Below are 25,938 nucleotides of genomic sequence, written 5' to 3' on the forward strand. Positions count from 1 at the left end.
TGGGACCTCCTACGGCTTGTCAGAGCTTAGTGAGGACTGGTTGCGTGCAGAGAAGTAACGATAGAGCGCCAGCAGGATCGATCCCAGGGTCAAGGCGATGAAGAACCAAGTGATCGGGCCACGCACGAAGATCGACATGTCGCCATGTCCGATCAGCAGCGAGCGCCGCAGGTTGTCCTCAAACATCGGCCCGAGGATGAAGCCGATGAGGAACGGCGCGGCAGGAATGGCCGCCCGGTTAAAGATGTAGCCCAGCACGCCGAAGCCCAGCATCAACCACACGTCGAAGGTATCATTATTGACGGCATAGGCACCGTATACGCAGAACATCAGCACAATGGGGAAGAGAATCGATTTGGGGATATCGGCGATCAGTGAAAAGTACTTGATCGCACCACTTCCGACCACCAGCAGCACCAGTGAACTCAACATGATGCCAACAAACAGCGCATAGATCAGTGTTAAATTCTCCTGGAACATGATTGGGCCAGGCGTCAGGCCGTGAACCATGAAGGCCCCTAGGATGATAGCGGTGATTACATCCCCAGGGATACCCAGCGACAGCAACGGAATCATGGTGGAGCCGGCAACGCCGTTGTTGCCCGCTTCGGCCGCGGCCACACCTTCCACTTCGCCCTTGCCGAAATTGTCACGGTTGGGTGAGCGGCGCCGGGCATCGCTGTAGGAGATGAAGGCTGCAGCGGTGGCGCCGGTACCGGGAATGGCACCTATAAGCACCCCAAACAGGCTCCCACGGACTATTGGCTTGAGGCAGCGTTTGAACTCTGCCAGGGTCATGCCGACCCCACTGGCCTTGGCCTTGATATGCGGAACGACTTTCTTGCGATAGAACTCTATGATCTCCGGAATCGCAAACAACCCAATTAGTAGCGGTATGAACGAGATAGAGTCCATCAGGTTGTAATTGCCGAAGGTCAAGCGCTGTGAGCCGTAGACCTCATCCAGCCCCACCAGCGAGAGCAGGATACCCATCAACGCTGCCAGCAATCCCTTGACCATCGAACCACTGGCCAGCGAGATAATGATGGTCAATGAAAAGCAGATCAGCCAGAAAAATTCCGGAGCCCCAAAATTCAGGGCAATCTTTGCCAGATAGGCGGCAAAAAAGATCAGCGCAATATTTGAGATAAAGTCGGCAATGACGGATGAATAGAGCGCCGTTTTGAGGGCCTTCTTAGCATGCCCCTGCTGAGCGAGGGGATAACCATCAAGCAGGGTACAGGCCGACGCCGGCGAGCCCGGCGTGCGGATCAAAATAGCCGTGATCGAGCCACCATACATACCACCTTTATAGATACCCACCAACAGCAGGATGGCTGCGATTGGCTCCATGCTGAAGGTGAAAGGCAACGCAAGCGCAACCGCCATGGTAGCGGTCAGACCAGGAATCGAGCCCACCACTACACCTATGATCACACCCAGCGCAATGGCAAAAATATTATCAAGACTGAGAAAGAGTTGCAGGACTTCCGAAAACATATCCATAGGTCACCTAGGGCTAGATGAGGCGCCTGCCATCAAAAAGGCATCAGTGGAAGCGGCACATTCATGACATTTACGAAGATAAAAGCGACAGCAGCAGGAAAGACGACTGCCAGGCTGTAAACCCACCAGGTCTGAACCGGATGTGCAGCAAACAGAATCAGAGTGGCCAGAATCCCAGCAATCACAGCGCCGAGTGCTTCAAATAGTCCAACATAGACCACCAGAGCAACCACCATCATGGCGAAGCGCAGCTTTGAACCTTTGTTGAGTCGGCGCCCATCATCTTTACCTGTATTATCGACTAACAGACCTTGTACGATGAGTAGGAAGGAAAAGCCAAGCATCAATCCGCCCACGATGCGTGGCAGCCAACGTGGCGACATCATAGGATTCTGCAGAATCGGCGGCTCACTGATGTAGTTGGGCACCAGATAGAACAAAAGAATCACGGAAGCGGCAAGCAGTATGCCCCCTGAAAGGACATCACCTGGGTCGCGTATCATCTTAATACGTTTGGTAAGCGAAGTCGACATAGTAACACTCAACGGGCGAATGCTGAGGCAAGGGGTGCCTCCCTTGCCTCAGTGATGAGTTAGAATCAGCTTATTCGTTTATTGGCTGATGCCGGCCTGCTCGGCAACTTCCTGCCAGCGCTCGACCTCCTCCGCAATGAACACCTGGAACTCCTCACCGGACACCTGGCCCAACTCGGCGCCCAGCTGGTCTGCAAAGTTGAGGAACTCTTCTCGCTGCATCACGCCAGCAAGGGCTTCTTGCATGGCATCCTGCGCTTCCTGAGGAAAAGACTCATGGGCAATCAGGCCGAACCAGGCGGTGGTAATAAACTGATCAAGGTTGTACTCGCCAATCTCGCTCAGAGTCGGCACGTCCGGAAGGTGAGGCGACCGGCTGGCAGAAGTCACCGCCAGCGGCTTCAGGTCTCCGGAGCGAATGTGAGACAGCACGGTGGGCATGTTCTCGAAGGAGACATCGACGTCACCGCCGAGCAGGGCCGGCAGTGCCGCTCCGCTGCCGGCAAAGGGCACAGCAGTGAGATTAGTCTCGGTCAGCGTCTTGAACAATTCGCCGGACATGTGAATGGAGCTTCCCACGCCGCTATGGCTAAAGGTCATGCTCTGCTCTCTGGCCGTCTCAACGAACTCGATGACACTGTCGTAGGGGCTGTCGGCCGGCACCACCATGACGTTGGGGATGTCGATCAGGTTCTGCAGGAAGACGAAGTCATTCACCGGATCATAGGCCAAGTCAGGATAGATAGCCGCACCGATGGTGTGCCCCGGCGAAGCCATCAGGATGGTGTGATCGGAATCGCGCCCGCCGCGCGCAAGACGGCCAGTGGCCACGGTTGAACCCGCACCTGGGCGATTCTCAACAACGACATTGGCCTCGAGTTCATTCTGTAGAAGATCCGCAACGCGGCGGGATAGAACGTCGGTAGTCCCCCCCGGCGCATAAGGAACCACTAAGCGAACATCTCCGCTCGGCCAATCATCGGCCTGGGCAGAAGAAACAGACAGTGTTAGCGCCACTGCACCCCCGCAGGTGGCCACGCAGAGGGACTTGAGGAAGTTGTTCATCGTTATCTCCTTCGATCAGTCTTGTTCGCATTGTGAACATAGATTCGTCAACCACACACAGCCTAATGTGGCCAGCTTAGCGCTTGATACTCAACTTTAGTCTTAAGCACGATCATCACGGGCCCGTTCACATCAGATGACATTCGCTGCATCTAAGGGCAAGCTGTCACCCCGAACGTGGGCTGGGCATCCTCATCATGCCTCGATAGAGCTCCGTAGGGCTGATGACTGCCGACCTCGCGCGGATAGACTGACTCCCAGGGTTCAACTGACACTGGTACGAATAAGCCTGACCTTATCCTGTAGCAGTGGCAGGTACTGGTCCACCAGGGCCTCGTAACCGACGCGAACAGCATTCGTAATGATGTTGATCGCGCCAAGCAACTTACCGTTAGCATCGAAAGCCGGCACTGCGATGGAACGCAGTCCGGAGTCGAGCTCCTGGTCTATGACGGCGTAACCTTGATGACGCACATCGAGGATGCACTGTTTGAGACCAGCTTTATCGATGATGCTCTTCTCAGTGTGCTGGGTCAGCTTCACGCGAGCTAACCATGCATTGAGATCACCACCGGAAAGCTGGGCCAGCAATGCTCGTCCGATGGAGGTGGACGCCGCTGGCAAACGCGCACCTACCGAAAGAGTGATGGCCAGCAACCGATGTCGAGAAGAGGAACGCGCCACATAGGTGACCTCATCACCATCCAGCATCCCCAGAGACGATGATTCGCCACACTCGCTGGTAATGTCCTCAAGGACTTGCTGAATCACACTTCGATAGTCACTAGCCGACAGGAAAGCGTAGCCGAGCTGTAAGACCTTAGGGGTTAGCTCGAAGACGCGCTGCTGCTTGCGCACATAGCCCAACGCATGCAGGGTCAGCAAAAAGCACCTGGCACGGGCGCGGTTCATGCCGGTCCGAGCAGCCACCTCACTCAGTGTCATACGCGGATGCGCCTCATCGAAAGCCAGAATTACTTCCAGCCCTCTGGCGAGAGCGGTGACGAAATCACGATCCTCAAATGTAATCGCTCCATCTACAGCACTATGTGACATTTTTTCTCCATAAAATTAAATTTTTCTAATATTGAGTATCCGAACGCATAGCGAACATTGCATCGCCAGTCAGCACGGCATGGGAGTTTGACGAATGATCGAGGCGGAGGTATTTTGTTCGCAATGAAAATTTATGTCCGCAATACGCACAAACCATAAGCTATCAGGAGTATTCCCATGGCCGAAATCCTGAGCCTGCATGACGCGGTGGCGCGCTATGTAGAAGACGGCGCCACCGTGGCGATGGAGGGCTTTACCCACCTGATTCCCTTCGCCGCAGGCCACGAAGTGATCCGCCAGCGCAAGCGCGACCTGACCCTGATCCGCATGACCCCCGACCTGGTCTACGACCAGCTGATCGGCGCCGGCTGCGCCAAGAAGGTGATCTTCTCTTGGGGCGGCAATCCCGGCGTGGGCTCGCTGCATCGCCTGCGCGACGCTGTGGAGAAGGGCTGGCCCCACCAGGTCGAGATCCTCGAGCACAGCCATGCCGCCATGGCCTGCGCCTTCGAGGCCGGCGCGGCGGGCCTGCCGCTGGCGGTGCTGCGCGGCTATGTGGGCAGCGAGCTGCCCAGCGTCAATGACCAGATCAAGTTCATCGAGTGCCCCTTCACCGGCGAGCGCCTGGCGGCGGTGCCAGCGGTGCGCCCGGACGTCTCCATCGTGCATGCGCAGAAGGCCGACCGCGCCGGCAACGTGCTGGTGGAAGGCATCGTCGGCGTTCAGAAGGAGGCGGTGCTGGCGGCCAAGCAGAGCATCGTCACCGTCGAGGAGATCGTCGACGACCTGCGCAGCGAGCCGGATTACCACCCCAACGCCTGCATCATCCCGGGCTGGGCGATCAGCGCCATCGCCGTGGCCGAGAAGGGCTCGCTGCCCTCCTATGCCCACGGCTACTACCCGCGCAACAACGCCTTCTACAAGGAGTGGGACGCCATCGCCCGGGATCGCGACACCTTCACCGCCTGGATCGAAGAGAACGTCATGAACGCAGGGGGGAACGCCTGATGAGCCTCGACTACACTGCCTCGGAGATGATGACCGTCACCGCCGCCCGCGCCCTGGAGAACGGCATGACCTGTTTCGTCGGCATCGGCCTGCCCAGTGAGGCGGCCAACCTGGCGCGCCTCACCCATGCCCCCGACGTGGTACTGATCTACGAATCCGGCACCCTGCAGACCAAGCCCGACGTGCTGCCGCTCTCCATCGGCGATGGCGAGCTGGCCGAGACCGCGCTCACCACCGTGGCGGTGCCGGAGATGTTCCGCTACTGGCTTCAGGGCGGGAAGATCGACGTGGGCTTTTTGGGCACCGCCCAGATCGACCGCTACTGCAACCTCAATACCACCCTGATTGGCGACTATCGCGAGCCCAAGGTGCGCCTGCCGGGCGGTGGCGGGGCGCCCGAGATCGCGACGAATGCCGGCGAGGTCTTCATCACCCTGAAGCACTCCAGGCGCGCCTTCGTCGACCGGGTCGACTTCGTCACCACTCTGGGCTTCGGCCGCGACGGCAAGGGCCGTGACGGCGTGCCCAATATCGGTAAGGGCCCCACTCGCGTCATTACCGACCTCTGCGTGATGAAGCCCGACCCCGAGACCAAGGAGCTGGTCGTGGTATCGCTCCATCCGGGCGTGACCCGCGCGGACGTGATCGCGGCCACCGGCTGGGAGATCCGCTTCGCCGAGCGGCTCGAGGACACCCCTGAGCCCAGCGCAAAGGAACTCGAGATCCTGCGGGATCTCAAGGATCGCACCGCCCGTGCCCACGCCGGCGAGTGACGCCGCGACCGCAGCGACTTTCAGGAGATAAGGCAATGACCGATGTATTCCTCTGCCATCCGCGCCGCAGCGCCGTGGGCCGCTTCGGCGGCACCCTCTCGAGCGTGCGCCCCGACGACCTGGCGGCCAGCATCTTCAAGGCGGTGCTCGCCGAGGCACCGGATCTCGACCCGGCCGCCATCGAAGAGGTCTTTATGGGCTGCGCCAACCAGGCCGGCGAGGACAACCGCAACGTGGCGCGCATGTCGGCGCTGTTGGCCGGCCTGCCAGTGTCCATTCCCGGCACCACCCTGAACCGCCTGTGCGGTTCCGGCATGGACGCGGTGGGCACCGCCTTCCGCGCCATCAAGGCCGGCGAGATGGAGCTGGCCCTGGCCGGTGGCGTGGAGTCCATGTCCCGCGCCCCCTACGTGCTGGGCAAGGCCGACAGCGCCTTCTCCCGGGGCCAGAAGATCGAGGACACCACCATCGGCTGGCGCTTCGTCAACCCGCTGATGAAGAAGGCCTACGGCATCGACGCCATGCCGGAGACCGCCGAGAACGTGGCCGAGCAATTCGCCATCGCCCGGGAGGACCAGGACGCCTTCGCCCTGCGCTCCCAGCAGAAGGCCGCCGCCGCCCAGCAGGCCGGCCGCTTCGCGCTGGAGATCACCGCCATCGAGATCCCGCGCCGCAAGCAGGAGCCACTGCGCTTCGACCAGGACGAGCACCTGCGCGAGACCACCCTCGAGAAGCTGGCCGGCCTGCCGACGCCGTTCCGCGAGGGCGGCAGCGTCACCGCCGGCAACGCCTCCGGGGTCAACGACGGCGCCGCCGCCATGCTGGTAGCGAGCCGGGCCGCAGTAGAGCAGCACGGCCTCACCCCCATGGCGAAGATCCTCGGCATGGCCACCGCCGGCGTCGAGCCGCGTATCATGGGCTACGGCCCGGTGCCCGCTGTCAACCGCCTGCTCGAGCGAACCGGCGTATCGCTGGACGAGATCGAGGTGATCGAGCTCAACGAGGCCTTCGCCGCCCAGGCGCTGGCCTGCATGCGTGACCTGGGGCTCGCCGATGACGACCCGCGGGTCAACCCCAACGGCGGCGCCATCGCACTAGGCCACCCGCTGGGCATGTCCGGCGCGCGCCTGCTGCTCACCGCCGCCCATGAGCTGCAGCGCACCGGCAAGCGCTATGCCCTCTGCACCATGTGCGTGGGCGTGGGCCAAGGCATCGCCACCCTGATCGAGGGAGTGTAAAAGTAGCTTGTGCGATAGGATTTTTTCTTATTTCGGGCATCAGCCATACTTGTAAGAGCGTCTAGTAATTTCAAAAGAAACTAGCAAATGCATGATAGCAAAAAATTGAAAGGAGGCAGCGAGAGCAGGGACTCCCTACAGGCAACGACCTATCCCTCCCTACACAATAAGTGCAGGGTATCTCGCGAAAAAATGATGAACTCGACCATCGAACTGCTAAAGTCCCATCGTTCCATCCGAAAATTCACCGACCAACCTATCTCCCGGGCGCTGCTGGAAGAGCTAATCCGCGCCGGACAGGGAGCCGCCACCTCCAGCCATGTGCAAGCCTACACGGTCATCCATGTTAAGAAGCTCGAGAACCGTGAGAAGATTGCCGAACTGGCCGGCGGCCAATCCTATGTAGCAAGCTGCGGTGCCTTCCTGATATTTTGCGCCGACATGAAGCGCCCCACAGAAGCCGCCAAGCGCAGCGGCGCTCGGGTGGTGCGAGGGATGACCGAGCAACTGCTAGTGGCCAGTATAGACACCGCCCTGATGGCCCAGAACGTGGCCGTAGCCGCTGAGTCCGAGGGACTGGGCATCTGCTACATCGGGGGGGTGCGCAACAACCCCCAAGCCATCAGCGATCTATTAGGCCTACCGGATCACGTCTATCCAGTATTCGGGATGTGCCTCGGTTACCCTGACCAGCAACCGGATATTAAGCCACGTCTTCCGGTGGAAGCGATCCTCAAGGAGGATGTCTATACGGACGACCGCGAGCAGGTGGAGGCCTTCGATGCGACAATGTGCACCTACTATCAATCAAGGAAGGGTGGCAACAAAAGGAGCAACTGGTCGCAGAACTTGACCCCGCTATTCGATACCAAACTGCGCTCCCATATGTATGATTTTCTGGTAAAGCGCGGTTTTGAGATGAAGTAGCCCAGCTCAAATTGAACACCCTGACTTCAGGCATTAGCGTAAGCAATGGGATGGAGTCCTCCCCACCCACTACCGGCGGCTCTACCCGGAGAGCGCCTGGTAGCGCTTCATTCGCCGCGCCATGGAGGACGAGATCATCACAGAAGCGAGCACTTCAGCATGCATGACCTGAGCGGAAAGGGATCACCGACACCAAGGGCACCCAGCACGAAAAGCAGGACGCCAGCGGTCAGCGGTGTTCTGGTCAAGTCAGAGCGGACACATTTTCAAGCCGCAGCTGCCAATTCAATCTCCCTCGGCGTCTGGTAGCCCAGGGTCGAGTGGAGCCGGCAGCTGTTGTACTCCATCTCGATGTAGTCGATCACATCCCGCCGTGCTGCCTGCCGGCTCCAGTATCGCTGGCCCGCCAGCCACTCGCTTTTCAGTGAGCCGAAGAAGCGCTCCATCACGGCATTGTCCCAGCAGTTCCCCTTCCGGCTCATCGAAGCCTGGAACCCGTGTCGATCCAGCCTGGCGCGGTAATCACGTGACGCGTACTGGCTGCCGCGATCGCTGTGATGAATCAGCCCTCTCTCGGGCTGCCGGCGACCTACGGCCATTTCCAAGGCATCCAGGACCAGCGGCGTGCGCATGTGGTCAGCCATCGCCCAGCCCACCAGCTGCCGATCGTGGAGGTCGAGCACCGCCGCCAGATAGAGCCATCCTTCCAGCGTCCAGATCGCCGTGATATCGGCCACCCAGGCCCGATTCGGTGCTGCCACCATGAACTGGCGGTTCAGCAGGTTGGGCGCCACCGGCAGGCTATGCTCACTGTCGGTCGTATGGCGCCAGCGGCGCCGCTGACGTGCCTCTACACCTGCTTCCCGCATCAGGCTGCGGGCCTGGTAACGGCCGACGTCGTAGCCTCGGCGTCGTAGCTCTCTGGCCATGCGACGGCTTCCGTAGCTGCCACGCTTCTGGCGATGAATCTCTCTGACCTCTTGAAGTAAGGCCTGACGATGGTCATCAGGGCCACGCCGTCGCCAGGCATAGAAACCGCTCCGGCTGACCTGCATGACTCGACACAACACGGCCACGGGATAGGTGGCCTTCTCCGACTCGATAAACTGGTATCTCAGCTCGACTCTTTGGCGAAGAAGGCCGCCGCCTTTTTTAAAATATCCTTTTCAATCTGAAGCTTACGAACTTCTTCGCGGAGCTTTTTGATCTCGGCGTCGCGATCGTCCTCCTGCCGCCCCGGGGTGCCGGAGACCTGCTGACGGTGCTTGCGGCACCAGCGGTCCAGCACGCTGCGCTCCACGCCAAGGCGCCGGGCGGCCTCGGATACGGAATACCCCTGATCGATCACCAGGCTCACCGCATCCGCCTTGAATTCATCGGAAAACCGACGTCGAGTCTTCTTGGTCATGAACACCTCCATTGCCTCTATTATGAGGCTTATCGGGGTGTCCGCTCCAATTGGACCACTTCACGGGGATGTTGGACGTCTACGACCTGAGCGTGCCTATCGTGCACCAGTGATGCAAAAGAAGCTCCCTGAACCGGGAGCTTCTCGGCAACACAGCTACTCGCCTGTCAGGCGACATGGAAAACTGACCCCCAAGCGACACGGAAAACTGACCCCTCCGTGAGCTCACCAGGAGGGTCCGCCCATGAAGAAATCCGGATATAACGTTCCCCACACTCAGGTACGAGGGGAACCGATGCAGAGCCCAGAGGATGTCGCCGCCATGCTGCGCCTGAAGGCCTGTGGCTGGGGGACGAAACGCATCGCCGATGAACTCGGTGTCAGCAGGAACACCGTCAAGCGCTACCTGCGCCAGGGCGGCTGGGCGCCCTACGCGAGCCCGAAGCGCAGCAAGTCGCTTGAAGGGTTTGAGGAATGGCTGAAGGCTCGCTTCCTGCAGCATGCCGGCAACGCCGCCGTGGTCCTGCAGGACCTGCAGCTCGAACACGGCCTCACGGTCAGCCTGCGCACGGTGGAACGCGCTTGCGCGCCGTTCCGCCAGGCACTGGCCGCCGAGGCCAAGGCCACGGTGAGATTCGAGACCCCGCCCGGGAAGCAACTGCAGATCGACTTCGGCAGCCGCCACATCACCATCGATGGAGAGTCGGTCAAGGTCTTCCTGTTTGTCGCCACCCTGGGCTACTCCCGCCGTCTCTACGTCCGCGCCTTCCGGCACGAGCGGCAATCGGCGTGGTTCGCTGGCCTGGAGGGCGCCTTCCGCCACTTTGGCGGGGTTCCAGAGCAGGTGCTGCTGGATAACGCCCGGGCGCTGGTCGACCACCATAACGCGGCGACCCGCGAAGTCGTGTTCAACGAGCGGCTGGCGGCCTTTGCGCGTTACTGGGGGTTCCGACCGGTGGCCTGCGCGCCGTACCGCGCCCGCACCAAGGGCAAGGACGAGCGAGGTGTCGGCTACGTGAAGCGTAACGCCATCGCCGGCCGGACCTTCGCCGCCTGGTCGGCGCTGGAGGCCCATCTGAGCTGGTGGATGCGCGAGATCGCCGACCAGCGGGTCCACGGCACCACAGGAGAGCTGCCGGCGGTGCGCTTCATCGCCGAACAGGCCAGCCTGCAGCCGCTGAACGACCGGGCGCCCTTCGAGCAGGCCCGAGAGCTGAGCCGGCGGGTCCAGCGCGACGCCACCGTGGAGGTCGACACCAACCGTTACAGCGTGCCTTGGCGCCTGATCGGTGAGCCCGTCCAGGTCAGCGTGACCGACGGCGAACTGCGGGTGCACCACGCCGGCTGCGAGGTGGCCCGCCACCCGGAGCTGGGCGGGCGTCGTCAGGTACGCTGCCTGCCGGAGCACCTGCAGGGCATCGTCGGCTACCGGCCGCCCAAAGCGGACACCGGAGGCACCGTGGCGCCCAGCGAGATCGTGGCCACCTTGCCGCCGGCCGCGCTGCAGCGCGACCTGACCGAATATGAGGCCGTGGTGGGAGGTGGCTGGTGATGACGACGCCGGATACTGAGCGCCTGGACGCCATGCTGACGCGCCTCAAGCTGACCGCCATCCGCGAGCGCCTCGACACTCTGCTCGACGAAGCCGCACGCCGGGAGCTGACCCTGCGCGAGACGCTGGCCTACCTGTGCGAGCAGGAGGTGGCTCACAAGGAGCAGCGACGCATCCAGATGGGGCTGAGCATCGCTCGCTTCCCGTTCCTGCGCACCCTGGAGGGCTTCGATTTCAGCGCCCAGCCTGCCGTGGACCCCGGCCAGATCCGTGAGCTGGCCTGTGGGCGCTGGATCGCCAACGGCGATGCCCTGCTGCTGCTCGGCCCGCCGGGCGTGGGCAAGAGCCATCTCGCCGTGGCACTGGGCCGGGAAGCGGTCAGGGCCGGCTACTCGGTGCTGTTCACCACCGCCACGGCATTGATCACCCAGCTGGTCCAGGCCCATACCAATGGCGCCCTGGAGGAGCGCCTGAGGCACTTCGCCAAACCCAAGCTATTGATCATCGACGAGCTGGGCTACCTGCCACTGGAGCCGGGGGCGGCCAACCTGTTCTTCCAGCTGGTCACCCGGCGCTACGAACGCGGCAGCCTGTTGGTCACCAGCAACCGGGCGGCCAGCGAGTGGGGCGAGGTGTTCGGTGATGCCGTGGTGGCCACCGCCATCCTCGACCGGCTGCTGCATCACAGTCACGTCATCACCATCCGCGGTGACAGTTACCGACTGCGTGCCAAACGCAAGGCCGGGCTGATCAAGCCCGATTCCATCCATCATCACGAGCAGGTCGTCAGAGGGTAAGGGGGGGGGGGCAGATTTCACTGTCGCAAGGGGGTCACTTTCTGATGTCGCTTGACACGCCTCCGGTGCCATTATCAGTTTGGTCCCCAGAGCCACGCCTTCGGCTCCACAGAAACGTCCCTGATAGAGCCACGAGCTCGGTCAGCACGGTTGCTACACCCTTGCCACTAGCACCGACAGCATAGGCATAGAACGCAAGCCCAAGCCCCCCAGAGAGATGACCGTTGCAGCTCCCTGCCCGAGCCTCTGAGTCGTATTGACACTGCTAAAGTCATTATCGAGTTACGGCAGTAGAGCGGTAACAGAAGCAAGTCACCCGTGGTGGTATTGATATTTACGTCACATTTTACGCGCACAAAAAACCGCCTCAATGGGCGGCTTCTCAACTGCTGCAATTCGTTGATAATCCCGACGTTTAGATGGTGCCGGCACCAGGAGTCGAACCCGGGACCTACTGATTACAAGTCAGTTGCTCTACCAACTGAGCTATGCCGGCTCGGGACCGACTCAGACGAAATGCAGAATCGGAAACAGGGTTGGCGTGGCTGGGGTACCAGGATTCGAACCTGGGAATGCCGATACCAAAAACCGGTGCCTTACCACTTGGCTATACCCCAGCAGTGTGGTGGCCAGAGACGGAATCGAACCGCCGACACGGGGATTTTCAATCCCCTGCTCTACCAACTGAGCTATCTGGCCGCTGCCAACGGTGCGTATTAAACAAGATACCGCCGTCGCCGTCAACCCCTTTCTTATCATGCAGATGAGGAGGCGTGACCAAGGCCCAGCCGCTTAGCGCTCGGGCGGCACATAGCCTTCAGCCTGGTCGGTCTCGCGGTTGTCCAGGAAGCGCTCCATCTGGTCGGTGAGATACTCCCGTGCGGCGGGGTCGAGCATGTTCAGGTGCTTCTCGTTGATGAGTCGCGTCTGCAGCGCCTGCCACTCCTCCCAGGCCCGCTTCGACACACTGGCCTGGATATCTCTGCCCTTCTTGCCCGGCAGGGGCGGAAACGGCAGGGCCTCGAGTTCCTGCTGGTACTTGCGGCAGTAGACAGTCTGGCTCATGGGGTTCTCCTGGTCAGGTGTGGGGGGATCAAGGGCCTGGCGCGGTAAGGGTGAAGGTCGCAAGCGAGGTGAGCAGCGACTTCACCGGTGCCGCCAGGCCCAGGCTGTCGGGGTTATCGGGATCGTACCAGCGCCGGCCCTCGCCCACCGAGTCGAGTCGACTGACTCTGGCCGGCTGCGGGGTGATCTCGAGCCGAAAGTGGCTGAATACATGGGTAAAGGTGGACCCGCTGGGGGCCAGCCTGCTGCCCGGGGCGTGCTGATCCAGCCAGGCCACGAGGGCGGGCTGATCGTCGAACTGCGGCAGGCTCCAGAGTCCGCCCCATAGGCCGCTGGCAGGCCGTCGCTCCAGCAGTACACGCCCCTGGGCATCCTGCAGCACCAGCATCAGGGTGGTACGGGTGGGCAGGGCCTTCTTCGGCTTGGACTCGGGGAAGCGGCGCTGCTCCCCCCGGGCATGGGCCACGCAGACGTCCGCAAAGGGACAGCTCACGCATTCGGGCATGCCGCGACGGCACAGGGTGGCCCCGAAGTCCATCATCGCCTGGGTGTAGTCGGCCAGGCGATGATGGGGCGTGTAGTGCTCGGCCAGGGCCCACAGGCGGCGCTCCACGGCCGGCCGCCCCGGCCAACCCGGTATGGCATGCAGGCGAGCGAGGCTGCGCTTCACGTTACCGTCGAGAATCACCGCCCGCCGGCCGCTGCTCTGGGCCACGATGGCCCCCGCGGTGGAGCGACCGATGCCCGGCAGCTCGGCCAGCGCCTCCACCTCGAGGGGCAGCTCGCCGGCATGGTGGTCGACGATCTCCCTGGCCGCCCGGTGCAGGTTGCGGCCACGGGCGTAATAGCCAAGCCCCGTCCACAGGTGCAGGACCTCATCCTGTTCGGCGTCAGCCAGGGCCTGGACGTTCGGAAAGCGCGCCATGAAACGCTCGAAATAGGGGATCACCGTGGCGACCTGGGTCTGCTGCAGCATGATCTCAGATACCCAGACCCGGTAGGGCGAGCGGTCATGCTGCCAGGGCAGGTCGTGGCGGCCGTAGCGGTCGTACCAGGCCAGCAGCCGGCCCTGGAAGGCCTCGGCGGACAGTACGGGCACGGGAGAATCCGTCATCATCGATCCTTGTCGGGCGCGCTCAGGGTCAGCGGCAAAAAAAGCGCCGACACGGGGCCGGCGCAGGGACTGACTTGCTTGATGCTCAGTTGAAGAGACCGCGCAGGGCGTCACGGAGTTCCTGGCCGGCACCCTCCCCGAGCCGCTCCTCGAGCTGTTCCAGGGGGCGCTCCAGGCGCCGCTCGATTTCATCCTGCCCCCGGCGCGCGGCCTCGTCGCGTAGCAGCTCGACCAGGCTGGCCTGGAAGGCTTCGCGGTCGAAGCGGCACCACTCGCGGCTATCGCCCAGGTAGCTGCCGGAGCAGCGCACCGGCAGCGGTACCCGCTCCAGGCGCGGGTTGACGCGACAGGCCGCATCGGCGCTATCGACGAAGCGGGCCGCGGCGCGCAGGTCGAAGCGCTCGGTGACCAGGTCCAGCTCCCCCTCGCCGCCCAGTTCAATGCCGGGCAGGGTGAGCAGGATGTCGTCGCTGCGGGCCACACCGTCGTTGATCCGGATACTGGCCTCGGCCCGGTCGAAGCGGGTGTCGGCACTCCAGTCGCGGGTGGTCTCGCGTCCCTCGAGGGCGGCGACGGTGGTGCACAGCTCCCGGGAGACATTGACGTCGAGCACTGCCCCTTCGTCGATATGCGCGGCCAATCGACCATCCAGGTTGCGCCGCAGCTGCAGCCAGCTGTTGCCCCGCGACTCCAGCTGACCGTCGACCGTGAGTCGGCCGCGCAGCGGCGACGGCTCCTCGCTGCGGCCCAGCGCCTGAATCAGCGGCTCCAGGCGCACCCGCGAGAGCGTCGGCGACAGCTGCCAGCGAACCGGGTCGCGGGTCAGGTCGAGCTCCCCGCCGGCATGGAGCTCACCGTCGTAGAACCCTGAGGTGAAACGCTCCAGGCGCTGTCGCCCCTCGCTTCCGGCCAGCTCCAGCTCGACCTCGGCAAAGTCAAGGCCCATCAGCCGTAGCTGCCCCAGCGTCAGGCTGGCGTCCAGGCTCAGTGCCGAGAGCCATTCGGCGGGCACCAGCGGCGCCTCCTCATCGGCATGGGCGCGGCCGATGGCGAAGAAACCGCTCCGCGAGGCGGTATCGGCGGCCCCTTCGGGCGGCGGCAGGTAGGCATCCAGGTCCAGGCGGTCGCCCCGCAGATCCACGTTCAGGTCGTTGCCCGCGAACCCCATGGCCAGGCGGCCGGTGAAGGTGCTGTCATCCAGCACCAGGGTCAGGCTGGAAAGCTCGAGCCGGTTCAGGTCGCCGCGCACCGGACTGGTCATGGCGACGTCGGAGAGCGCATCCGACCCGGCCATGACCGGCAGTCGCTCCATGCGCGTGAGCCAGGGCCTAAGCGACAGCGGCGCCAGGCTGAGCTGGCCGCTGTAGGTGGGCGCCGTGTCCAGCCCGGCCAGATTGAGATTGCCGCTCAGGCGCAGGCCGTCCGGGCCGCTGAGCTGCAGCTTGCGCAGCTGGGCGGTGTGCTCGGCTAGATCGGCATCGAGCACGAAGCCAAGCGAGAGCGCTACCGGCTGCTCGCCCAGCGCCGAGTGCTGGAGGCTGGCATCCAGCTGGCCCTCCTCGAGCCCCATGCGTCGCTGGGAGAGCTCCAGCAACAGCTCCCGGCCGCTGACATTCAATGCCTGGCGCCCCTCCACCTCGGCGAGCCGGGTGGTCGTATTCAGCTGGGGCTCCTCGAGCCGGTAGCGCCGCTCGGCCAGGTCGAGATGAACCCGGCTTTCCAGCGAGACCTCGCTAGAGAGCCCCGGCGTGCGCTCCAGCTCCCGCCAGTCCAGGGCGCCATAGGAGGCTATGCGAAAGGAGGTCCGGAGCGGAAAGGCGCGGGCGGGATTGACGTTGGTGCCGGTCAGGCTGAGCCCTTCCAGCAGCCACTCCCGCTCCTCGCCAAGGTCGCGGTACAGCACCTCGCCGTTGCGCACCTGAACGCTGGCGATGTTCAGTGCCACCGCCAGATTGCCGCCCCCCGCGAAGCTGGGGCTGGGGCCGGCGCTGGCCGGGGCCAGCACCGTCTCGGCGCCCTCACGACGCTCGTCCAGCCGCTGCAGCAGCGACTCCCAGTTGCCTCGCCCCTCGGCATCGCGCTCCAGGCGCAGCTGCATGCCATCCAGGGTCAAGCCCTCGATGGCGATCTCGCGGCGCAGCAGAGGCGCGAAGGCGAGGCTAACCTCGGCCCGCTCGAAGGCCAGGAAGGGGGCCTCATCCTCCTGTTCCGGCAGGCGGCTCTCGACGCTCTCCACACTGACCCCCAGCCGCGGGTAGAACGACCAGGCCAGCGGCCCCTCCATGGTTAGCTCGAGCCCGCTATGCTCTTCCACCACCTCGATGAGGCGCGGCTTGAAGTCTTCGGGATCGAGAAAGGTCGTGACATACACCACTGCGGCCACCACCACGACGCCGAGTACGCCGATGGCCGCCAGCAGCGTTTGAAAGAGTCGCTTCATGGCGTCTCTTCTCCCTGTCCCTGTAGCGGTGGGTCGAGTTCGAAATAGTCACCGGTGGCATGCAGCCGGTAGCCCAGACGGCTGAGCAGCATCTGATCGGGCATCGGCAGCTGGGAGGCCGGCACCCGCAGCTGGCATCCCCGGTCATGGGCCGAACGGCTGATCAGCGCCAGCAGACGCGAGCCGACGCCTCGCCGGCGGGTGGTCTTGCGCACGCACATCTGTGACAGCCACCAGGCGTCGGGGTCGGAGCGCACCGCCACGGCGCCGAGCAGCCGATCATTGAATCGCGCGCAGCCAAAGAAGTGGCCAGCACTGAGGTGGTCGGAAATAAAGTCGTCCACCGCGGCAGGCAGGCGATCGGCCGGGGCATCCTGATAGATGCGCTGCAGATCGAGCCGCACCTGGGCATCCTCGCCCCAGGCGGTGTGATCGATGAGATGTAGCGTTACCGGCATAGGAGCTCTCCGGGGCCAGGCGGCAATGCGCCGCCGCTGTGATGGGCGCATTGTAGCGGATGGGGGCGTCGATTCACTATAATGGCCGCTCTACGGCGGCAAGCGCTGCGGCTTGCCCGCCCGGCAGCGGCCGCGCCGTGCTTCCGGGCCAACCCCTGAATTCGCGCCGGCACCGCAGAGACAGGCCAGCGCTGGAGAGAGTCCCCCATGTCCGAGCGTATCGCCACGGTCAGCCGTGACACCCAGGAAACCCAGATCACGGTGTCCGTGAACCTGGATGGCGAAGGTCGACTGACCTGCGAGACCGGCGTTCCCTTTCTCGACCATATGCTCGACCAGGTGGCCCGCCACGGCCTGGTCGATCTCGATATCAAGGCGGTGGGCGACCTGCACATCGACGACCACCACACCGTCGAGGACCTGGGCATTACCCTGGGCCAGGCCTTCGCCCGCGCCATTGGCGACAAGCGCGGCATCCGCCGCTACGGCCATGCCTATGTGCCGCTGGACGAGGCGCTCTCGAGGGTGGTGATCGATTTCTCCGGCCGGCCGGGCCTGTTCATGGAGGTCGACTTCACCCGCGCCAGCATCGGCCGCCTAGACACCCAGCTGTTCTGGGAATTCTTTCAGGGCTTCGTCAATCATGCCGGCGTCACCCTGCATATCGACAACCTGAAGGGGTTCAACGCCCACCACCAGGCGGAAACCATCTTCAAGGCCTTCGGTCGCGCGCTGCGCATGGCCGTGGAGCCCGACCCGCGCATGGCCGGCCAGATGCCGTCCACCAAGGGTTGCCTGTAGGACCGCGACCGACACCAGAGGAGCACTCATGACCATTGCCGTCATCGACTACGGAATGGGCAATCTGCATTCGGTTGCCAAAGCCCTGGAGCACGTCACCCACGAGCATGTGACCATCACCCGCGACCCGCGCCGTATCCGCGGCGCCACCCGCCTGGTGCTGCCCGGCCAGGGGGCGATCCGCGACTGCATGGGTGAACTCGAGAAGACCGAGCTGCGCGGCCTCGTCGAGGAGCTGCTGGCCAGTCAGGCCAAGCCGCTGCTGGGCATCTGCGTGGGCCAGCAGATGCTGCTGGAGCACAGCGAGGAGAACGGCGGCATCCATTGCCTGGGCTTTCTGCCCGGCGAGGTGAGCCGCTTTCCCACCGACATGCGCGACGACCACGACCAGCGCCTGAAGGTCCCGCACATGGGCTGGAACCTGGTGCATCAGCATCGCGAGCACCCGCTATGGAAGGGCATCGACCAGGACGAGCACTTCTATTTCGTGCACAGCTACTATGCCGAGGCCAGCGACGACGCCACGGTGTTTGGCACCACCGACTATGGCCGCATCAGCGCCCATGTGGCGGTGGGCCGCGATGCCACCTTCGCCGTGCAGTTCCACCCGGAGAAGAGCTCCCGGGCCGGCCTCACCCTGCTGGAAAACTTCGTGCGCTGGACTCCCTGAGCGGCGGCCACACCGCGCCAGGACGACCTCGCCGCACACGACTCATCCACCGGGCGCCCCGCTGCTGCGCCGCCAATCACCGGCGCCCGACGACGCGCCACTAATTTCAGGCGCCCGACGACGCGCCGAAAGGAGCTGGACATGCTGGTAATTCCCGCCATCGATCTCAAGGACGGCCAGTGCGTGCGCCTGAAGCAGGGCCGCATGGAAGACGCCACCACCTATGGCGACGACCCCGTGGCCATGGCCGCTCGCTGGGTCGAGGCCGGCGCCCGTCGCCTGCACCTGGTCGACCTCAACGGCGCCTTCGCCGGCGAGCCGGTCAATGGCGAGGCGGTGACCGCCATCGCCAAGCGCTTCCCCGAGCTGCCGATCCAGATCGGCGGCGGCATCCGCTCCGCCGAGACCATCGAGCACTACCTCGCCGCCGGGGTCAGCTACGTGATCATCGGCACCAAGGCGGTCAAGGAGCCCGACTTCGTCGGCGAGATGTGCCGCGCCTTTCCGGGACATGTGATCGTCGGCCTCGATGCCCGTGACGGTTTCGTCGCCACCGACGGCTGGGCCGAAGTCTCCCAGGTGAAGGCGGTGGATCTCGCCAGGCGCTTCGCCGACGATGGGGTCTCGAGCATTGTCTACACCGATATCGCCCGGGACGGCATGCTGAACGGCGTCAACGTCGAGGCCACCGCGGCGCTTGCCCGCGACGGCGGCCTGCCGGTGATCGCCTCGGGCGGAGTGACCAACCTAGACGACCTGCGTGCCCTGGTGGAAGCCGGTGAGCCGGGGATCCTCGGCGCCATCACCGGGCGTGCCATCTACGAGGGCAGCCTGGACGTGGCCGAAGGCCAGCGTCTCTGCGACCAACTCACCAGCCAAGCGGGGAACTGACCATGCCACTGGCCAAACGCATCATCCCCTGCCTCGACGTCGACGCCGGCCGCGTGGTCAAGGGCGTCAACTTCATCGGCATTCGCGACGCCGGCGACCCGGTGGAGATCGCCCAGCGCTACAACCAGCAGGGCGCCGACGAGATCACCTTCCTGGACATCACCGCCAGTCACGAGGATCGCGACACCACGGTGGAGATGGTCGAGCGAATCGCCGGCGAGGTGTTCATTCCGCTGACCGTGGGGGGCGGCATCCGCTCCTGCGACGACATTCGCACCATGCTCAACGCCGGCGCCGACAAGGTGTCGATCAACACCGCCGCGGTGAACAATCCCGAGTTCGTCCGCGAGGCCGCCGAGCGCTTCGGCAGCCAGTGCATCGTGGTGGCCATCGATGCCAAGCAGGTATCCAAGGAGGGCGAACCGCCGCGCTGGGAGATCTTCACCCACGGCGGCCGCCGCCCTACCGGACTGGATGCCGTCGAGTGGGCCAAGAAGATGGTCGAGTACGGCGCCGGCGAACTGCTGCTCACCAGCATGGACCGCGATGGCACCAAGGCAGGCTTCGACCTGGGCGTGACCCGCGCCATCAGCGAAGCAGTCAGCGTACCGGTGATCGCCTCCGGCGGCGTCGGCAACCTCGACCACCTGGTGGAAGGGGTGCGTGAGGGCGGTGCCGACGCGGTGCTGGCCGCCAGCATCTTCCACTTCGGCGAATACACCATTCCCGAGGCCAAGCGCTATATGGCCGAGCGGGGCATCGAAATGCGACTCTAGGAGAACATATCTCTCTCAGGAGCGTCATCGTGACACCTTCAGGGAAGACGGCCCGTCTCGGCCTGGTCGGAGCGCTACTTTGCCTACTGCTGTCGGCCACCGCGGTGGCCGACAGCTTCTATCCTTCCTGGCCGCCCAAGCCGGAGCTCAGTCATGTGCTGGTGCAAACCAGCCTCTACACCACCCACTTCAGCCCGCGGGACGAGCATAACAACCAGCAAGACCTGATCAGCATCGAACTCCACAACCCCGACCGCTGGCTGGCGGGCCTTGCGTGGTTCAAGAACTCCTACGACCAGCCCACCTGGTACGGGTACGTCGGGCGCAAGTTCCCCTTCTGGGAGCCGGCCGAGAACCTGAGCTTTCGCGCCAAGCTGACTGCCGGTGCCCTGCACGGCTACCGGGGCGAGTACCGGGACAACATCCCCTTCAACCGCTACGGCACCGCCCCGGCCGTGCTGCCCAGCGTGGGGCTGCGCTGGGAGCGCTTCGAGGCCGACCTGATCGTGTTCGGGGTGGCGGGGGCCATGGTCACCGGCGGTATCCGCTTCTAGTCCAACGACAGCCCCAGGTTGCTGACCCCCTCGTTGCGCCCGAGCCGGCGCAGCGCCTTGAGGGAGTCGCGATCGAGCGGGCCCTCCACCGCCTCCAGCACGGCGTCCTGGAAGTCATTCTCCTCGGCCATCAGCGGGTGCTGCTTGAGCAGCGCCGAGAGGCGTTGGGGATCCTCTTCGCCTTCGGTCAGCTCGATAAAGGCGCGCACCCCGCCCTTGGAGGCGCGGCTCACCTCCAGGATCGCTTCGGGAGCCTCGCCGCGCAGGGTATCGAGCAGCGCCGAGAGCGCCACCACCGCCTCCAGGGCGCGACGGGCACCGAAGCTGTCATCCTCTGCCGGCGGCTCCAGCTCGGCGAGCTTCTCCGCCTGGCGGTCGAAGTCGATGCTGGCCTCCTTGACCGACAGTCGTTCCCAGACCAGATCGAGGATCGCGCGCAGGCCCGCCGCCGGGTTGTCCGCACCGCCGGCCTGGGCCTGGCGGGCCTGATGGTAAAACACAAAGTTGGGCAGCAGCCGCTCGCACAGTGCGGCCATGAAGGCCTGCTGACGTCGCGGCTCGAGGGTGAGAAGGCGCTGATGAAAGCCGCTCATGGAGTCTCCTGGCAGTTGGTCTGTCTCATGGGCACGGGTCTCGTCACGGCCAGAGGCAGCGTGGCGGAACGCGATTGCGGTCGTCGAAGACCACCCCTTCGGCCATCAGTCGCTGGCGCTGTTCGTGTGCCCCGGGGTGGTCGGCCAGCCGCCGCGAGGCGGTGATCACCCGAAACCAGGGCAGCGAATGTCCGGCGGGCAGTTCGCGCAGGGCGCGCGCCACCAGCCGCGGCGCGCCACCCTCGGTCATCGACGCGATGCGCCCGTAGGTGGTCACTCGCCCCGGCGGCACCTGGGCGAGGATGGTCAATATCTGTTCGCGCAGCGACGCCTTCATGTACCCTTTCGCTCCCTGACCCTGCGGGCCGCACCGGCACCGCCCATTCATTCTCTACTCGGCGAGGCCTTCATGCACGTCCACCTGCTTCAACACAGTGACTTCCAGGGCCCGGCCCGCATCGCCGACTGGCTGCACAGCATGGGGCACAGCCATACGGTCTTTCATCTGCACGCCGGTGAAGCCCCGCCCAGCCTGGCCGACTGCGACGCCCTGATCGTGCTCGACGGGCCCTGGGGCAGCGAAGAGGAGGCCAGCCACCCCTGGCTCAAGCGCGAGCGCAAGCTGATCGACCGGGCCCTGGATAGCAACAAGCCGCTGCTGGGGATCGGCCTCGGCGCCCGGCTGATCGCCGAGGCGCTCGGGGCGACCGTGGGACGCGGCACCTTCGCCGAGGTGGGCTGGCACGAGGTAACGCTCTCGCCGCAAAGCCCCCTGGACCTGCCCGAGCGTTTCACCGCCTTCATGTGGCATGAGCGGGTCTTTGCCCTGCCCGACGACGCCCTGCCGCTGGGCGGCAGCCAGGCCAGCCCGGTGCAGGGATTCGCCTGGGACGGCGGTCGCGCGCTGGGCCTGCTGTGTCACCTGGAGCTGACCCGGGCCGGCGTGATCGAGCTGCTCGACGGCGCAGCGCCGCCGCAAGGTGGCGCCGACGGGCCTCACGTCCAGTCCCGCGAGACGATGCTCGCGGAGAGCGCGCGCTTCGACCGCCTGGCCCCGCTGCTCGACCGCCTGCTGAGCCAGTGGCTAAGCACAGGCCGCGCCTGAGCCCCGAACCTCAGGCCAGCGCGGCGCGGTTCGAGCCGGCGCAGGCCTGCTCGGCGGTCTCCGACCAGGCCCTCGCGGCTGCCAGGCAGCTCTCCCAGTCCCCCACGTGCAGGAAGCGGCGGGGGTCTTGCTTCTCCAGCTGGTAACGGTACATGGGGTCGTAGTACTCGGTGAGCAGCGGGGCCAACCACGCCTCGTGGGCCTGGGCATTGCCGCGCTCATGCTCGCGAAACGCCAGCGCCTGGAGCCGAGCGATCCGCGCCAGCCGGGCGCTGCCCAACCGCTTGCGAAGCCGCGCCAGCGCCGAGGCAAGCTGCTTGCGCATCAGCGCCCAGCCCAGCCACTCCCCGCACTGGCGGCGATAGACCGCCCAGAGGTCGTCGATATAATCCTTCTGGATTTGCGCCAGCCGCCAGTCCAGCGGCATCTCCACGCGCAGCCTGGGCGCCTGCTCCATGGCTCGCCAGAAGGACAGCGGCACATTGGCCGAGCCGATATGACGCGACTCGTCCTCCACCACCACCGGGCCCGGCAGCGCCAGCAGGCGCAGTCCCATGGCGTGTTCGAAGTCGATCTGCGAAGGCGCCGGCAGCGGATGACGACCGAAGGCGGAGCCCTTGTGGCGCGCACACCCCTCCAGGTCGAGGCCGTTGTCCAGGGACTGGATAAGCGCCGTCTTGGCACAGCCAGTCAGGCCGCCCACCACCAGCAAGGGGTGGTCAGCGGCGGCATCGATGCGTGCGCAGAGCCCCTGGCGCATCGCCTTCCAGCCGCCGCGAATGCGCGGTCGCTCAATACCCGCCTCGGCGATCCACTGCTGGGCGATCTGCGAGCGCAGCCCGCCCCGGAAACAGTAGACGATGGCGTCGGGATGACGCTCCAGCGCCGCCAGCCAGGCGCGGACGCGGCCCGTCTTGATGGCACCGCTGACCAGCCGCTGGCCGAGCGCGATGGCCGCCTGCTGCCCACGCTGCTTGTATTCGATGCCGACCCGGCGGCGCTCCTCGTCATCCATCAGCGGCAGATTGACCGCGCCGGGCAGCGCGCCCTGGGCGAACTCTACCGGGGCACGCACGTCGATCAAGACCCGCCCCGCGCGCAGCAGCGAGAGGTCGGGGTCGACCTGCGGCAGGCTCATCCGCGCACCTCGATCAGCGCCGGCCCCCTGGCCTTGACCACTTCGCCGAAGGGCTGGAGCTCGATGCCATGGGCGCGACCGATGCGCTCCACGTCATCCTCCCAGGAGGGGTGTACCGAGAGCAGCAGGCCTCCGGAGGTCTGCGGATCGCACAGCCACTGCCAGTGAGGGTCATCCATGGCCGGCAGGCTCTCGCCCAGGGCCTCGCGGTTGCGCCGGGTGCCGCCCGGGACCGCGCCGCGGCGGCGATAGCCCTCCGCCTCGGCCAACCGCGGCAGGCGCCGGAAGTCGATGCGCGCGGCAACGCCGCTGGCCGCACACACCTCGGCCAGATGACCGGCCAGACCGAAGCCGGTCACATCGGTCATGGCGTGTACGCCCTTGACCTTCGCCAGCTCGACGCCGATCCGGTTCGATTTCAGCATGGTTTCCCGCGCCAGGCCCTGGTGGCCTGCCTCCAGCAGTCCCTGCTTCTCGGCGGTGGTGAGGATCCCCACCCCCAGGGGCTTGGTCAAAAACAGCAGATCGCCGGGCTGGGCCCCGTTGTTGAGCTTGAGATGCTCCAGATCCACCAGGCCGTTGACCGCCAGGCCGAAGATTGGCTCCGGCGCATCGATGGAGTGGCCGCCGGCCAGCGCCAGCCCCAGCTCGCGGCATACCGCCTGGGCGCCGGCCACCACGTCGCCGGCGATCTCGGCCCCCAGCTTGTCCAGCGGCCAGCCAAGAATGCCCAGCGCCATCACCGGGGTGCCCCCCATGGCGTAGACGTCGCTGATGGCGTTGGTGGCGGCAATGCGGCCGAAATCGAAGGGGTCATCGACGATGGGCATGAAAAAGTCGGTGGTCGCGATCATGCCGCGACCGTCGCCCAGATCGTAGACCGCCGCATCCTCGCGGCCCTGATTGCCGACGATGAGTCGAGCATGGGCGGCCCCCGGGCCGGCCTTGGCCAGGATGCCGTCCAGGACATCGGGGGCAATCTTGCAGCCGCAGCCAGCCCCGTGGCTGTACTGGGTCAGGCGGATGGCGCTCATGTCGTTCTCCTTGGCAGTTCCTGTTGGCATTCTAATCAAAGGGCGCAGATGACCGGAATCACAGCACCTCCAGGGCATCGGCCAGCTTGTCCACGGCCACCACCTCCATGCCCTCGGGGGCGCGTTTCGGCGCGTTGGCGCGGGGGACAATGGCACGGGTGAACCCGTGCTTGGCGGCTTCGACGATACGCTCCTGGCCGCTAGGGACCGGACGAATCTCACCAGACAGCCCCACCTCGCCAAACACCACCAGCTCACGGGGCAGGGGGCGATTCTGCAGGCTGGAGACCACCGCCACCAGCACCGCCAGGTCGGCGCTGGTCTCCAGCACCTTAACCCCGCCGACCACATTGAGGAAGACGTCCTGGTCGCCGGTGAACAGCCCGCCGTGACGATGCAGCACCGCCAGCAGCATCGCCAAGCGGTTGTGATCGAGCCCCACCGCCACGCGCCGCGGATTGCCCAGCGCCGACTCGTCGAGCAGCGCCTGAACCTCCACCAGCAGCGGTCGGGTCCCTTCCCAGACCACCATCACCAGACTGCCCGAGGCCTGCTCTTCGCTGCGCGACAGGAAGATCGCGCTGGGATTCTTCACCTCCTTCAGGCCGTGCTCGAGCATGGCGAAGACCCCCAGCTCGTTGACCGCGCCGAAGCGGTTCTTCTGCCCACGCAGGGTCCGGAAGCGCGAATCGGCACCGCCCTCGAGCAGCAGGGAAGCGTCGATCATGTGCTCCAGCACCTTGGGGCCGGCCAGGGAGCCGTCCTTGGTGACGTGTCCCACCAGCAGCAGGACGGTATGCGTCTGCTTGGCAAAACGGGTCAGGGCCGCGGCGGATTCACGCACCTGGGCCACGCCCCCCGGCGCCGAGGCGATATCCTCCAGGTGCATGGTCTGGATGGAGTCGATGACCAGTATCTCCGGACGCTCCCGCTCGGCCACGGCAAGGATCGTCTCGACGCTGGTCTCGGCCAGCATCTTGAGCCCCGCCACCGGCAGCTGCAGGCGGTGGGCGCGCATCGCTACCTGGGCGAGCGACTCCTCGCCGGTGACGTAGAGCACCCGCCGGCTCTGCGCCAGCTTGCAGGCGGTCTGCAGCAGCAGGGTCGACTTGCCGGCACCCGGGTGGCCGCCCAGCAGCACCGCGGAGCCGGGGACTAGCCCGCCGCCCAGCACCCGGTCGAATTCGCCGAAGGTGGACGACAGCCGCGGCACTTCGGCGAGATCGACACTGGCCAGGTCCACTACCTCACGGGACAAACTGCCGGCATAGCCGCCGCGACCGGTTCCGGACGCCGTCCCTGCACCGGGTCGCGCCGCGGCTAGCCGCACCTCGGTCAGGGTATTCCACTCCTGGCAGCTGCCACACTGCCCCTGCCACTTGCGGTACTCGGCACCGCACTCGGTACAGACGAAGGCACTCTTCGCTTTGGCCATG

The 25,938-nt window shown here is 64.8% G+C and carries 25 protein-coding genes, 3 tRNA genes and 1 pseudogene; 12 read left to right on the forward strand and 17 right to left on the reverse strand.

Translation table 11 applies throughout. The annotated features are described in order from the left end of the window. Positions 1-9 precede the first annotated feature (9 nt). From ACZIYR_RS17565 to ACZIYR_RS17580, 4 genes are all read right to left on the reverse strand, one after another. Positions 10-1,506: a tripartite tricarboxylate transporter permease gene (locus tag ACZIYR_RS17565; protein WP_483527557.1), complete on the reverse strand. Its 1,497-nt coding sequence runs from the start codon at positions 1,504-1,506 to the stop codon at positions 10-12. A 32-nt stretch (positions 1,507-1,538) separates the two neighbouring features. Beyond that, complete coding sequence (locus ACZIYR_RS17570) at positions 1,539-2,039, reverse strand: tripartite tricarboxylate transporter TctB family protein (protein ID WP_483527558.1); 501 nt, start codon at positions 2,037-2,039, stop codon at positions 1,539-1,541. 78 nt (positions 2,040-2,117) lie between these two features. Then, positions 2,118-3,104, reverse strand: coding sequence for a Bug family tripartite tricarboxylate transporter substrate binding protein (locus ACZIYR_RS17575; protein WP_483527559.1), 987 nt, complete (start codon positions 3,102-3,104; stop codon positions 2,118-2,120). Positions 3,105-3,368: 264 nt separating this feature from the next. Beyond that, positions 3,369-4,160: an IclR family transcriptional regulator domain-containing protein gene (locus tag ACZIYR_RS17580; protein WP_483527560.1), complete on the reverse strand. Its 792-nt coding sequence runs from the start codon at positions 4,158-4,160 to the stop codon at positions 3,369-3,371. A gap of 177 nt (positions 4,161-4,337) precedes the next feature. Between ACZIYR_RS17580 and ACZIYR_RS17585 the strand changes: the two genes are divergently transcribed. From ACZIYR_RS17585 to nfsA, 4 genes are all read left to right on the forward strand, one after another. Further along, the gene (locus ACZIYR_RS17585; protein WP_483527561.1) at positions 4,338-5,168 is read left to right on the forward strand and encodes a CoA transferase subunit A; all 831 of its coding nucleotides are present in this window, start codon (positions 4,338-4,340) and stop codon (positions 5,166-5,168) included. Next, positions 5,168-5,941: a CoA-transferase subunit beta gene (locus tag ACZIYR_RS17590; RefSeq protein ID WP_483527562.1), complete on the forward strand. Its 774-nt coding sequence runs from the start codon at positions 5,168-5,170 to the stop codon at positions 5,939-5,941. Before ACZIYR_RS17585 ends, ACZIYR_RS17590 begins: the two co-directional genes overlap by 1 nt. A gap of 35 nt (positions 5,942-5,976) precedes the next feature. Further along, on the forward strand, positions 5,977-7,179 hold the full coding sequence (gene pcaF, locus ACZIYR_RS17595; protein ID WP_483527563.1) for a 3-oxoadipyl-CoA thiolase: 1,203 nt from the start codon (positions 5,977-5,979) through the stop codon (positions 7,177-7,179). Positions 7,180-7,374: 195 nt separating this feature from the next. Beyond that, positions 7,375-8,106 (forward strand): oxygen-insensitive NADPH nitroreductase, encoded by a 732-nt coding sequence (gene nfsA, locus ACZIYR_RS17600; RefSeq protein WP_483527564.1) that lies wholly within the window; start codon positions 7,375-7,377, stop codon positions 8,104-8,106. 266 nt (positions 8,107-8,372) lie between these two features. On the opposite strand, the pseudogene ACZIYR_RS17605 reads toward nfsA, so the two are convergent. After that, positions 8,373-9,514 (reverse strand): annotated as a pseudogene (locus ACZIYR_RS17605) (IS3 family transposase). A gap of 244 nt (positions 9,515-9,758) precedes the next feature. Here ACZIYR_RS17605 and istA point away from each other — a divergent pair. Both istA and istB read left to right on the forward strand, forming a co-directional pair. After that, positions 9,759-11,066, forward strand: coding sequence for an IS21 family transposase (istA, locus tag ACZIYR_RS17610; RefSeq protein WP_483527565.1), 1,308 nt, complete (start codon positions 9,759-9,761; stop codon positions 11,064-11,066). Further along, entirely contained in the window at positions 11,066-11,863 is a 798-nt protein-coding gene (gene istB, locus ACZIYR_RS17615; RefSeq protein ID WP_483529102.1) for an IS21-like element helper ATPase IstB, read from the forward strand. The genes istA and istB overlap by 1 nt, the downstream gene beginning before the upstream one ends. Before the next feature lie 420 nt (positions 11,864-12,283). Here istB and ACZIYR_RS17620 read toward each other — a convergent pair. The 7 genes from ACZIYR_RS17620 to ACZIYR_RS17650 all read right to left on the reverse strand — a co-directional run bounded on the left by ACZIYR_RS17620 (position 12,284) and on the right by ACZIYR_RS17650 (position 16,940). Next, positions 12,284-12,359: transfer RNA gene (locus ACZIYR_RS17620), tRNA-Thr, on the reverse strand. Positions 12,360-12,405: 46 nt separating this feature from the next. Continuing rightward, positions 12,406-12,480, reverse strand: a tRNA-Gln gene (locus ACZIYR_RS17625). Positions 12,481-12,486: 6 nt separating this feature from the next. Continuing rightward, a tRNA-Phe gene (locus ACZIYR_RS17630) sits at positions 12,487-12,562 on the reverse strand. A gap of 93 nt (positions 12,563-12,655) precedes the next feature. Further along, on the reverse strand, positions 12,656-12,928 hold the full coding sequence (locus tag ACZIYR_RS17635; RefSeq protein WP_473031659.1) for an oxidative damage protection protein: 273 nt from the start codon (positions 12,926-12,928) through the stop codon (positions 12,656-12,658). A gap of 28 nt (positions 12,929-12,956) precedes the next feature. Further along, on the reverse strand, positions 12,957-14,042 hold the full coding sequence (mutY, locus tag ACZIYR_RS17640) for an A/G-specific adenine glycosylase (protein WP_483527566.1): 1,086 nt from the start codon (positions 14,040-14,042) through the stop codon (positions 12,957-12,959). Positions 14,043-14,127: 85 nt separating this feature from the next. Next, positions 14,128-16,482, reverse strand: a complete 2,355-nt coding sequence (locus tag ACZIYR_RS17645; protein ID WP_483527567.1) for an AsmA family protein — start codon at positions 16,480-16,482, stop codon at positions 14,128-14,130. After that, on the reverse strand, positions 16,479-16,940 hold the full coding sequence (locus ACZIYR_RS17650) for a GNAT family N-acetyltransferase (protein WP_483527568.1): 462 nt from the start codon (positions 16,938-16,940) through the stop codon (positions 16,479-16,481). The genes ACZIYR_RS17645 and ACZIYR_RS17650 overlap by 4 nt, the downstream gene beginning before the upstream one ends. A gap of 207 nt (positions 16,941-17,147) precedes the next feature. On the opposite strand from ACZIYR_RS17650, the gene hisB reads away from it, so the two are divergent. The 5 genes from hisB (at position 17,148) to ACZIYR_RS17675 (ending at position 20,632) form a co-directional block, all read left to right on the forward strand. Then, a complete protein-coding gene (gene hisB, locus ACZIYR_RS17655) occupies positions 17,148-17,741 on the forward strand; it encodes an imidazoleglycerol-phosphate dehydratase HisB (protein WP_483527569.1) in 594 nt (197 codons plus the stop codon). A 28-nt stretch (positions 17,742-17,769) separates the two neighbouring features. Next, the gene (hisH, locus tag ACZIYR_RS17660; protein ID WP_483527570.1) at positions 17,770-18,411 is read left to right on the forward strand and encodes an imidazole glycerol phosphate synthase subunit HisH; all 642 of its coding nucleotides are present in this window, start codon (positions 17,770-17,772) and stop codon (positions 18,409-18,411) included. 141 nt (positions 18,412-18,552) lie between these two features. Then, positions 18,553-19,302: a 1-(5-phosphoribosyl)-5-[(5-phosphoribosylamino)methylideneamino]imidazole-4-carboxamide isomerase gene (hisA, locus tag ACZIYR_RS17665; RefSeq protein WP_473031664.1), complete on the forward strand. Its 750-nt coding sequence runs from the start codon at positions 18,553-18,555 to the stop codon at positions 19,300-19,302. A 2-nt stretch (positions 19,303-19,304) separates the two neighbouring features. After that, the gene (gene hisF, locus ACZIYR_RS17670) at positions 19,305-20,078 is read left to right on the forward strand and encodes an imidazole glycerol phosphate synthase subunit HisF (protein WP_473031665.1); all 774 of its coding nucleotides are present in this window, start codon (positions 19,305-19,307) and stop codon (positions 20,076-20,078) included. Positions 20,079-20,107: 29 nt separating this feature from the next. Next, positions 20,108-20,632, forward strand: coding sequence for a hypothetical protein (locus ACZIYR_RS17675; protein WP_483527571.1), 525 nt, complete (start codon positions 20,108-20,110; stop codon positions 20,630-20,632). On the opposite strand, the gene ACZIYR_RS17680 is transcribed toward ACZIYR_RS17675, so the two are convergent. Then, positions 20,629-21,225 (reverse strand): YjaG family protein, encoded by a 597-nt coding sequence (locus tag ACZIYR_RS17680; RefSeq protein ID WP_483527572.1) that lies wholly within the window; start codon positions 21,223-21,225, stop codon positions 20,629-20,631. The two genes, ACZIYR_RS17675 and ACZIYR_RS17680, sit on opposite strands and share 4 nt — an antisense overlap. A 43-nt stretch (positions 21,226-21,268) precedes the next feature. Continuing rightward, a complete protein-coding gene (locus tag ACZIYR_RS17685; protein ID WP_483527573.1) occupies positions 21,269-21,562 on the reverse strand; it encodes an MGMT family protein in 294 nt (97 codons plus the stop codon). A gap of 72 nt (positions 21,563-21,634) precedes the next feature. On the opposite strand from ACZIYR_RS17685, the gene ACZIYR_RS17690 reads away from it, so the two are divergent. Continuing rightward, positions 21,635-22,330, forward strand: a complete 696-nt coding sequence (locus ACZIYR_RS17690) for a type 1 glutamine amidotransferase (protein WP_483527574.1) — start codon at positions 21,635-21,637, stop codon at positions 22,328-22,330. Between the two features lie 10 nt (positions 22,331-22,340). Here ACZIYR_RS17690 and mnmH read toward each other — a convergent pair whose 3' ends face one another. From mnmH to radA, 3 genes are read right to left on the reverse strand one after another with little or no spacing between them, the layout of a single operon-like run. Then, positions 22,341-23,468, reverse strand: a complete 1,128-nt coding sequence (mnmH, locus tag ACZIYR_RS17695) for a tRNA 2-selenouridine(34) synthase MnmH (RefSeq protein WP_473031670.1) — start codon at positions 23,466-23,468, stop codon at positions 22,341-22,343. Continuing rightward, complete coding sequence (gene selD, locus ACZIYR_RS17700; RefSeq protein WP_473031671.1) at positions 23,465-24,502, reverse strand: selenide, water dikinase SelD; 1,038 nt, start codon at positions 24,500-24,502, stop codon at positions 23,465-23,467. Before selD ends, mnmH begins: the two co-directional genes overlap by 4 nt. 58 nt (positions 24,503-24,560) lie before the next feature. Further along, positions 24,561-25,937 carry a DNA repair protein RadA gene (gene radA, locus ACZIYR_RS17705; RefSeq protein ID WP_483527575.1) on the reverse strand — a complete coding sequence of 459 codons (1,377 nt, stop codon included), beginning with the start codon at positions 25,935-25,937 and terminating at the stop codon, positions 24,561-24,563. Position 25,938: the final 1 nt, after the last annotated feature.

The organism is Billgrantia sp. NRB1, assembly GCF_056921725.1.

What these genes read in the sequence shown, in the direction of transcription:
- hisB (WP_483527569.1), top strand. Translation starts at nt 17,148, where the DNA reads ATGTCCGAGCGTATCGCCACGGTCAGCCGTGACACCCAGGAAACCCAG.
- ACZIYR_RS17565 (WP_483527557.1), bottom strand. Translation starts at nt 1,506, where the DNA reads ATGGATATGTTTTCGGAAGTCCTGCAACTCTTTCTCAGTCTTGATAAT.
- ACZIYR_RS17650 (WP_483527568.1), bottom strand. Translation starts at nt 16,940, where the DNA reads ATGCCGGTAACGCTACATCTCATCGATCACACCGCCTGGGGCGAGGAT.
- ACZIYR_RS17645 (WP_483527567.1), bottom strand. Translation starts at nt 16,482, where the DNA reads ATGAAGCGACTCTTTCAAACGCTGCTGGCGGCCATCGGCGTACTCGGC.
- selD (WP_473031671.1), bottom strand. Translation starts at nt 24,502, where the DNA reads ATGAGCGCCATCCGCCTGACCCAGTACAGCCACGGGGCTGGCTGCGGC.
- mnmH (WP_473031670.1), bottom strand. Translation starts at nt 23,468, where the DNA reads ATGAGCCTGCCGCAGGTCGACCCCGACCTCTCGCTGCTGCGCGCGGGG.
- mutY (WP_483527566.1), bottom strand. Translation starts at nt 14,042, where the DNA reads ATGACGGATTCTCCCGTGCCCGTACTGTCCGCCGAGGCCTTCCAGGGC.
- ACZIYR_RS17685 (WP_483527573.1), bottom strand. Translation starts at nt 21,562, where the DNA reads ATGAAGGCGTCGCTGCGCGAACAGATATTGACCATCCTCGCCCAGGTG.
- ACZIYR_RS17575 (WP_483527559.1), bottom strand. Translation starts at nt 3,104, where the DNA reads ATGAACAACTTCCTCAAGTCCCTCTGCGTGGCCACCTGCGGGGGTGCA.
- hisH (WP_483527570.1), top strand. Translation starts at nt 17,770, where the DNA reads ATGACCATTGCCGTCATCGACTACGGAATGGGCAATCTGCATTCGGTT.
- hisA (WP_473031664.1), top strand. Translation starts at nt 18,553, where the DNA reads ATGCTGGTAATTCCCGCCATCGATCTCAAGGACGGCCAGTGCGTGCGC.
- ACZIYR_RS17690 (WP_483527574.1), top strand. Translation starts at nt 21,635, where the DNA reads ATGCACGTCCACCTGCTTCAACACAGTGACTTCCAGGGCCCGGCCCGC.
- nfsA (WP_483527564.1), top strand. Translation starts at nt 7,375, where the DNA reads ATGAACTCGACCATCGAACTGCTAAAGTCCCATCGTTCCATCCGAAAA.
- hisF (WP_473031665.1), top strand. Translation starts at nt 19,305, where the DNA reads ATGCCACTGGCCAAACGCATCATCCCCTGCCTCGACGTCGACGCCGGC.
- radA (WP_483527575.1), bottom strand. Translation starts at nt 25,937, where the DNA reads ATGGCCAAAGCGAAGAGTGCCTTCGTCTGTACCGAGTGCGGTGCCGAG.
- ACZIYR_RS17585 (WP_483527561.1), top strand. Translation starts at nt 4,338, where the DNA reads ATGGCCGAAATCCTGAGCCTGCATGACGCGGTGGCGCGCTATGTAGAA.
- ACZIYR_RS17580 (WP_483527560.1), bottom strand. Translation starts at nt 4,160, where the DNA reads ATGTCACATAGTGCTGTAGATGGAGCGATTACATTTGAGGATCGTGAT.
- ACZIYR_RS17590 (WP_483527562.1), top strand. Translation starts at nt 5,168, where the DNA reads ATGAGCCTCGACTACACTGCCTCGGAGATGATGACCGTCACCGCCGCC.
- ACZIYR_RS17570 (WP_483527558.1), bottom strand. Translation starts at nt 2,039, where the DNA reads ATGTCGACTTCGCTTACCAAACGTATTAAGATGATACGCGACCCAGGT.
- ACZIYR_RS17680 (WP_483527572.1), bottom strand. Translation starts at nt 21,225, where the DNA reads ATGAGCGGCTTTCATCAGCGCCTTCTCACCCTCGAGCCGCGACGTCAG.
- pcaF (WP_483527563.1), top strand. Translation starts at nt 5,977, where the DNA reads ATGACCGATGTATTCCTCTGCCATCCGCGCCGCAGCGCCGTGGGCCGC.
- ACZIYR_RS17635 (WP_473031659.1), bottom strand. Translation starts at nt 12,928, where the DNA reads ATGAGCCAGACTGTCTACTGCCGCAAGTACCAGCAGGAACTCGAGGCC.
- istB (WP_483529102.1), top strand. Translation starts at nt 11,066, where the DNA reads ATGACGACGCCGGATACTGAGCGCCTGGACGCCATGCTGACGCGCCTC.
- istA (WP_483527565.1), top strand. Translation starts at nt 9,759, where the DNA reads ATGAAGAAATCCGGATATAACGTTCCCCACACTCAGGTACGAGGGGAA.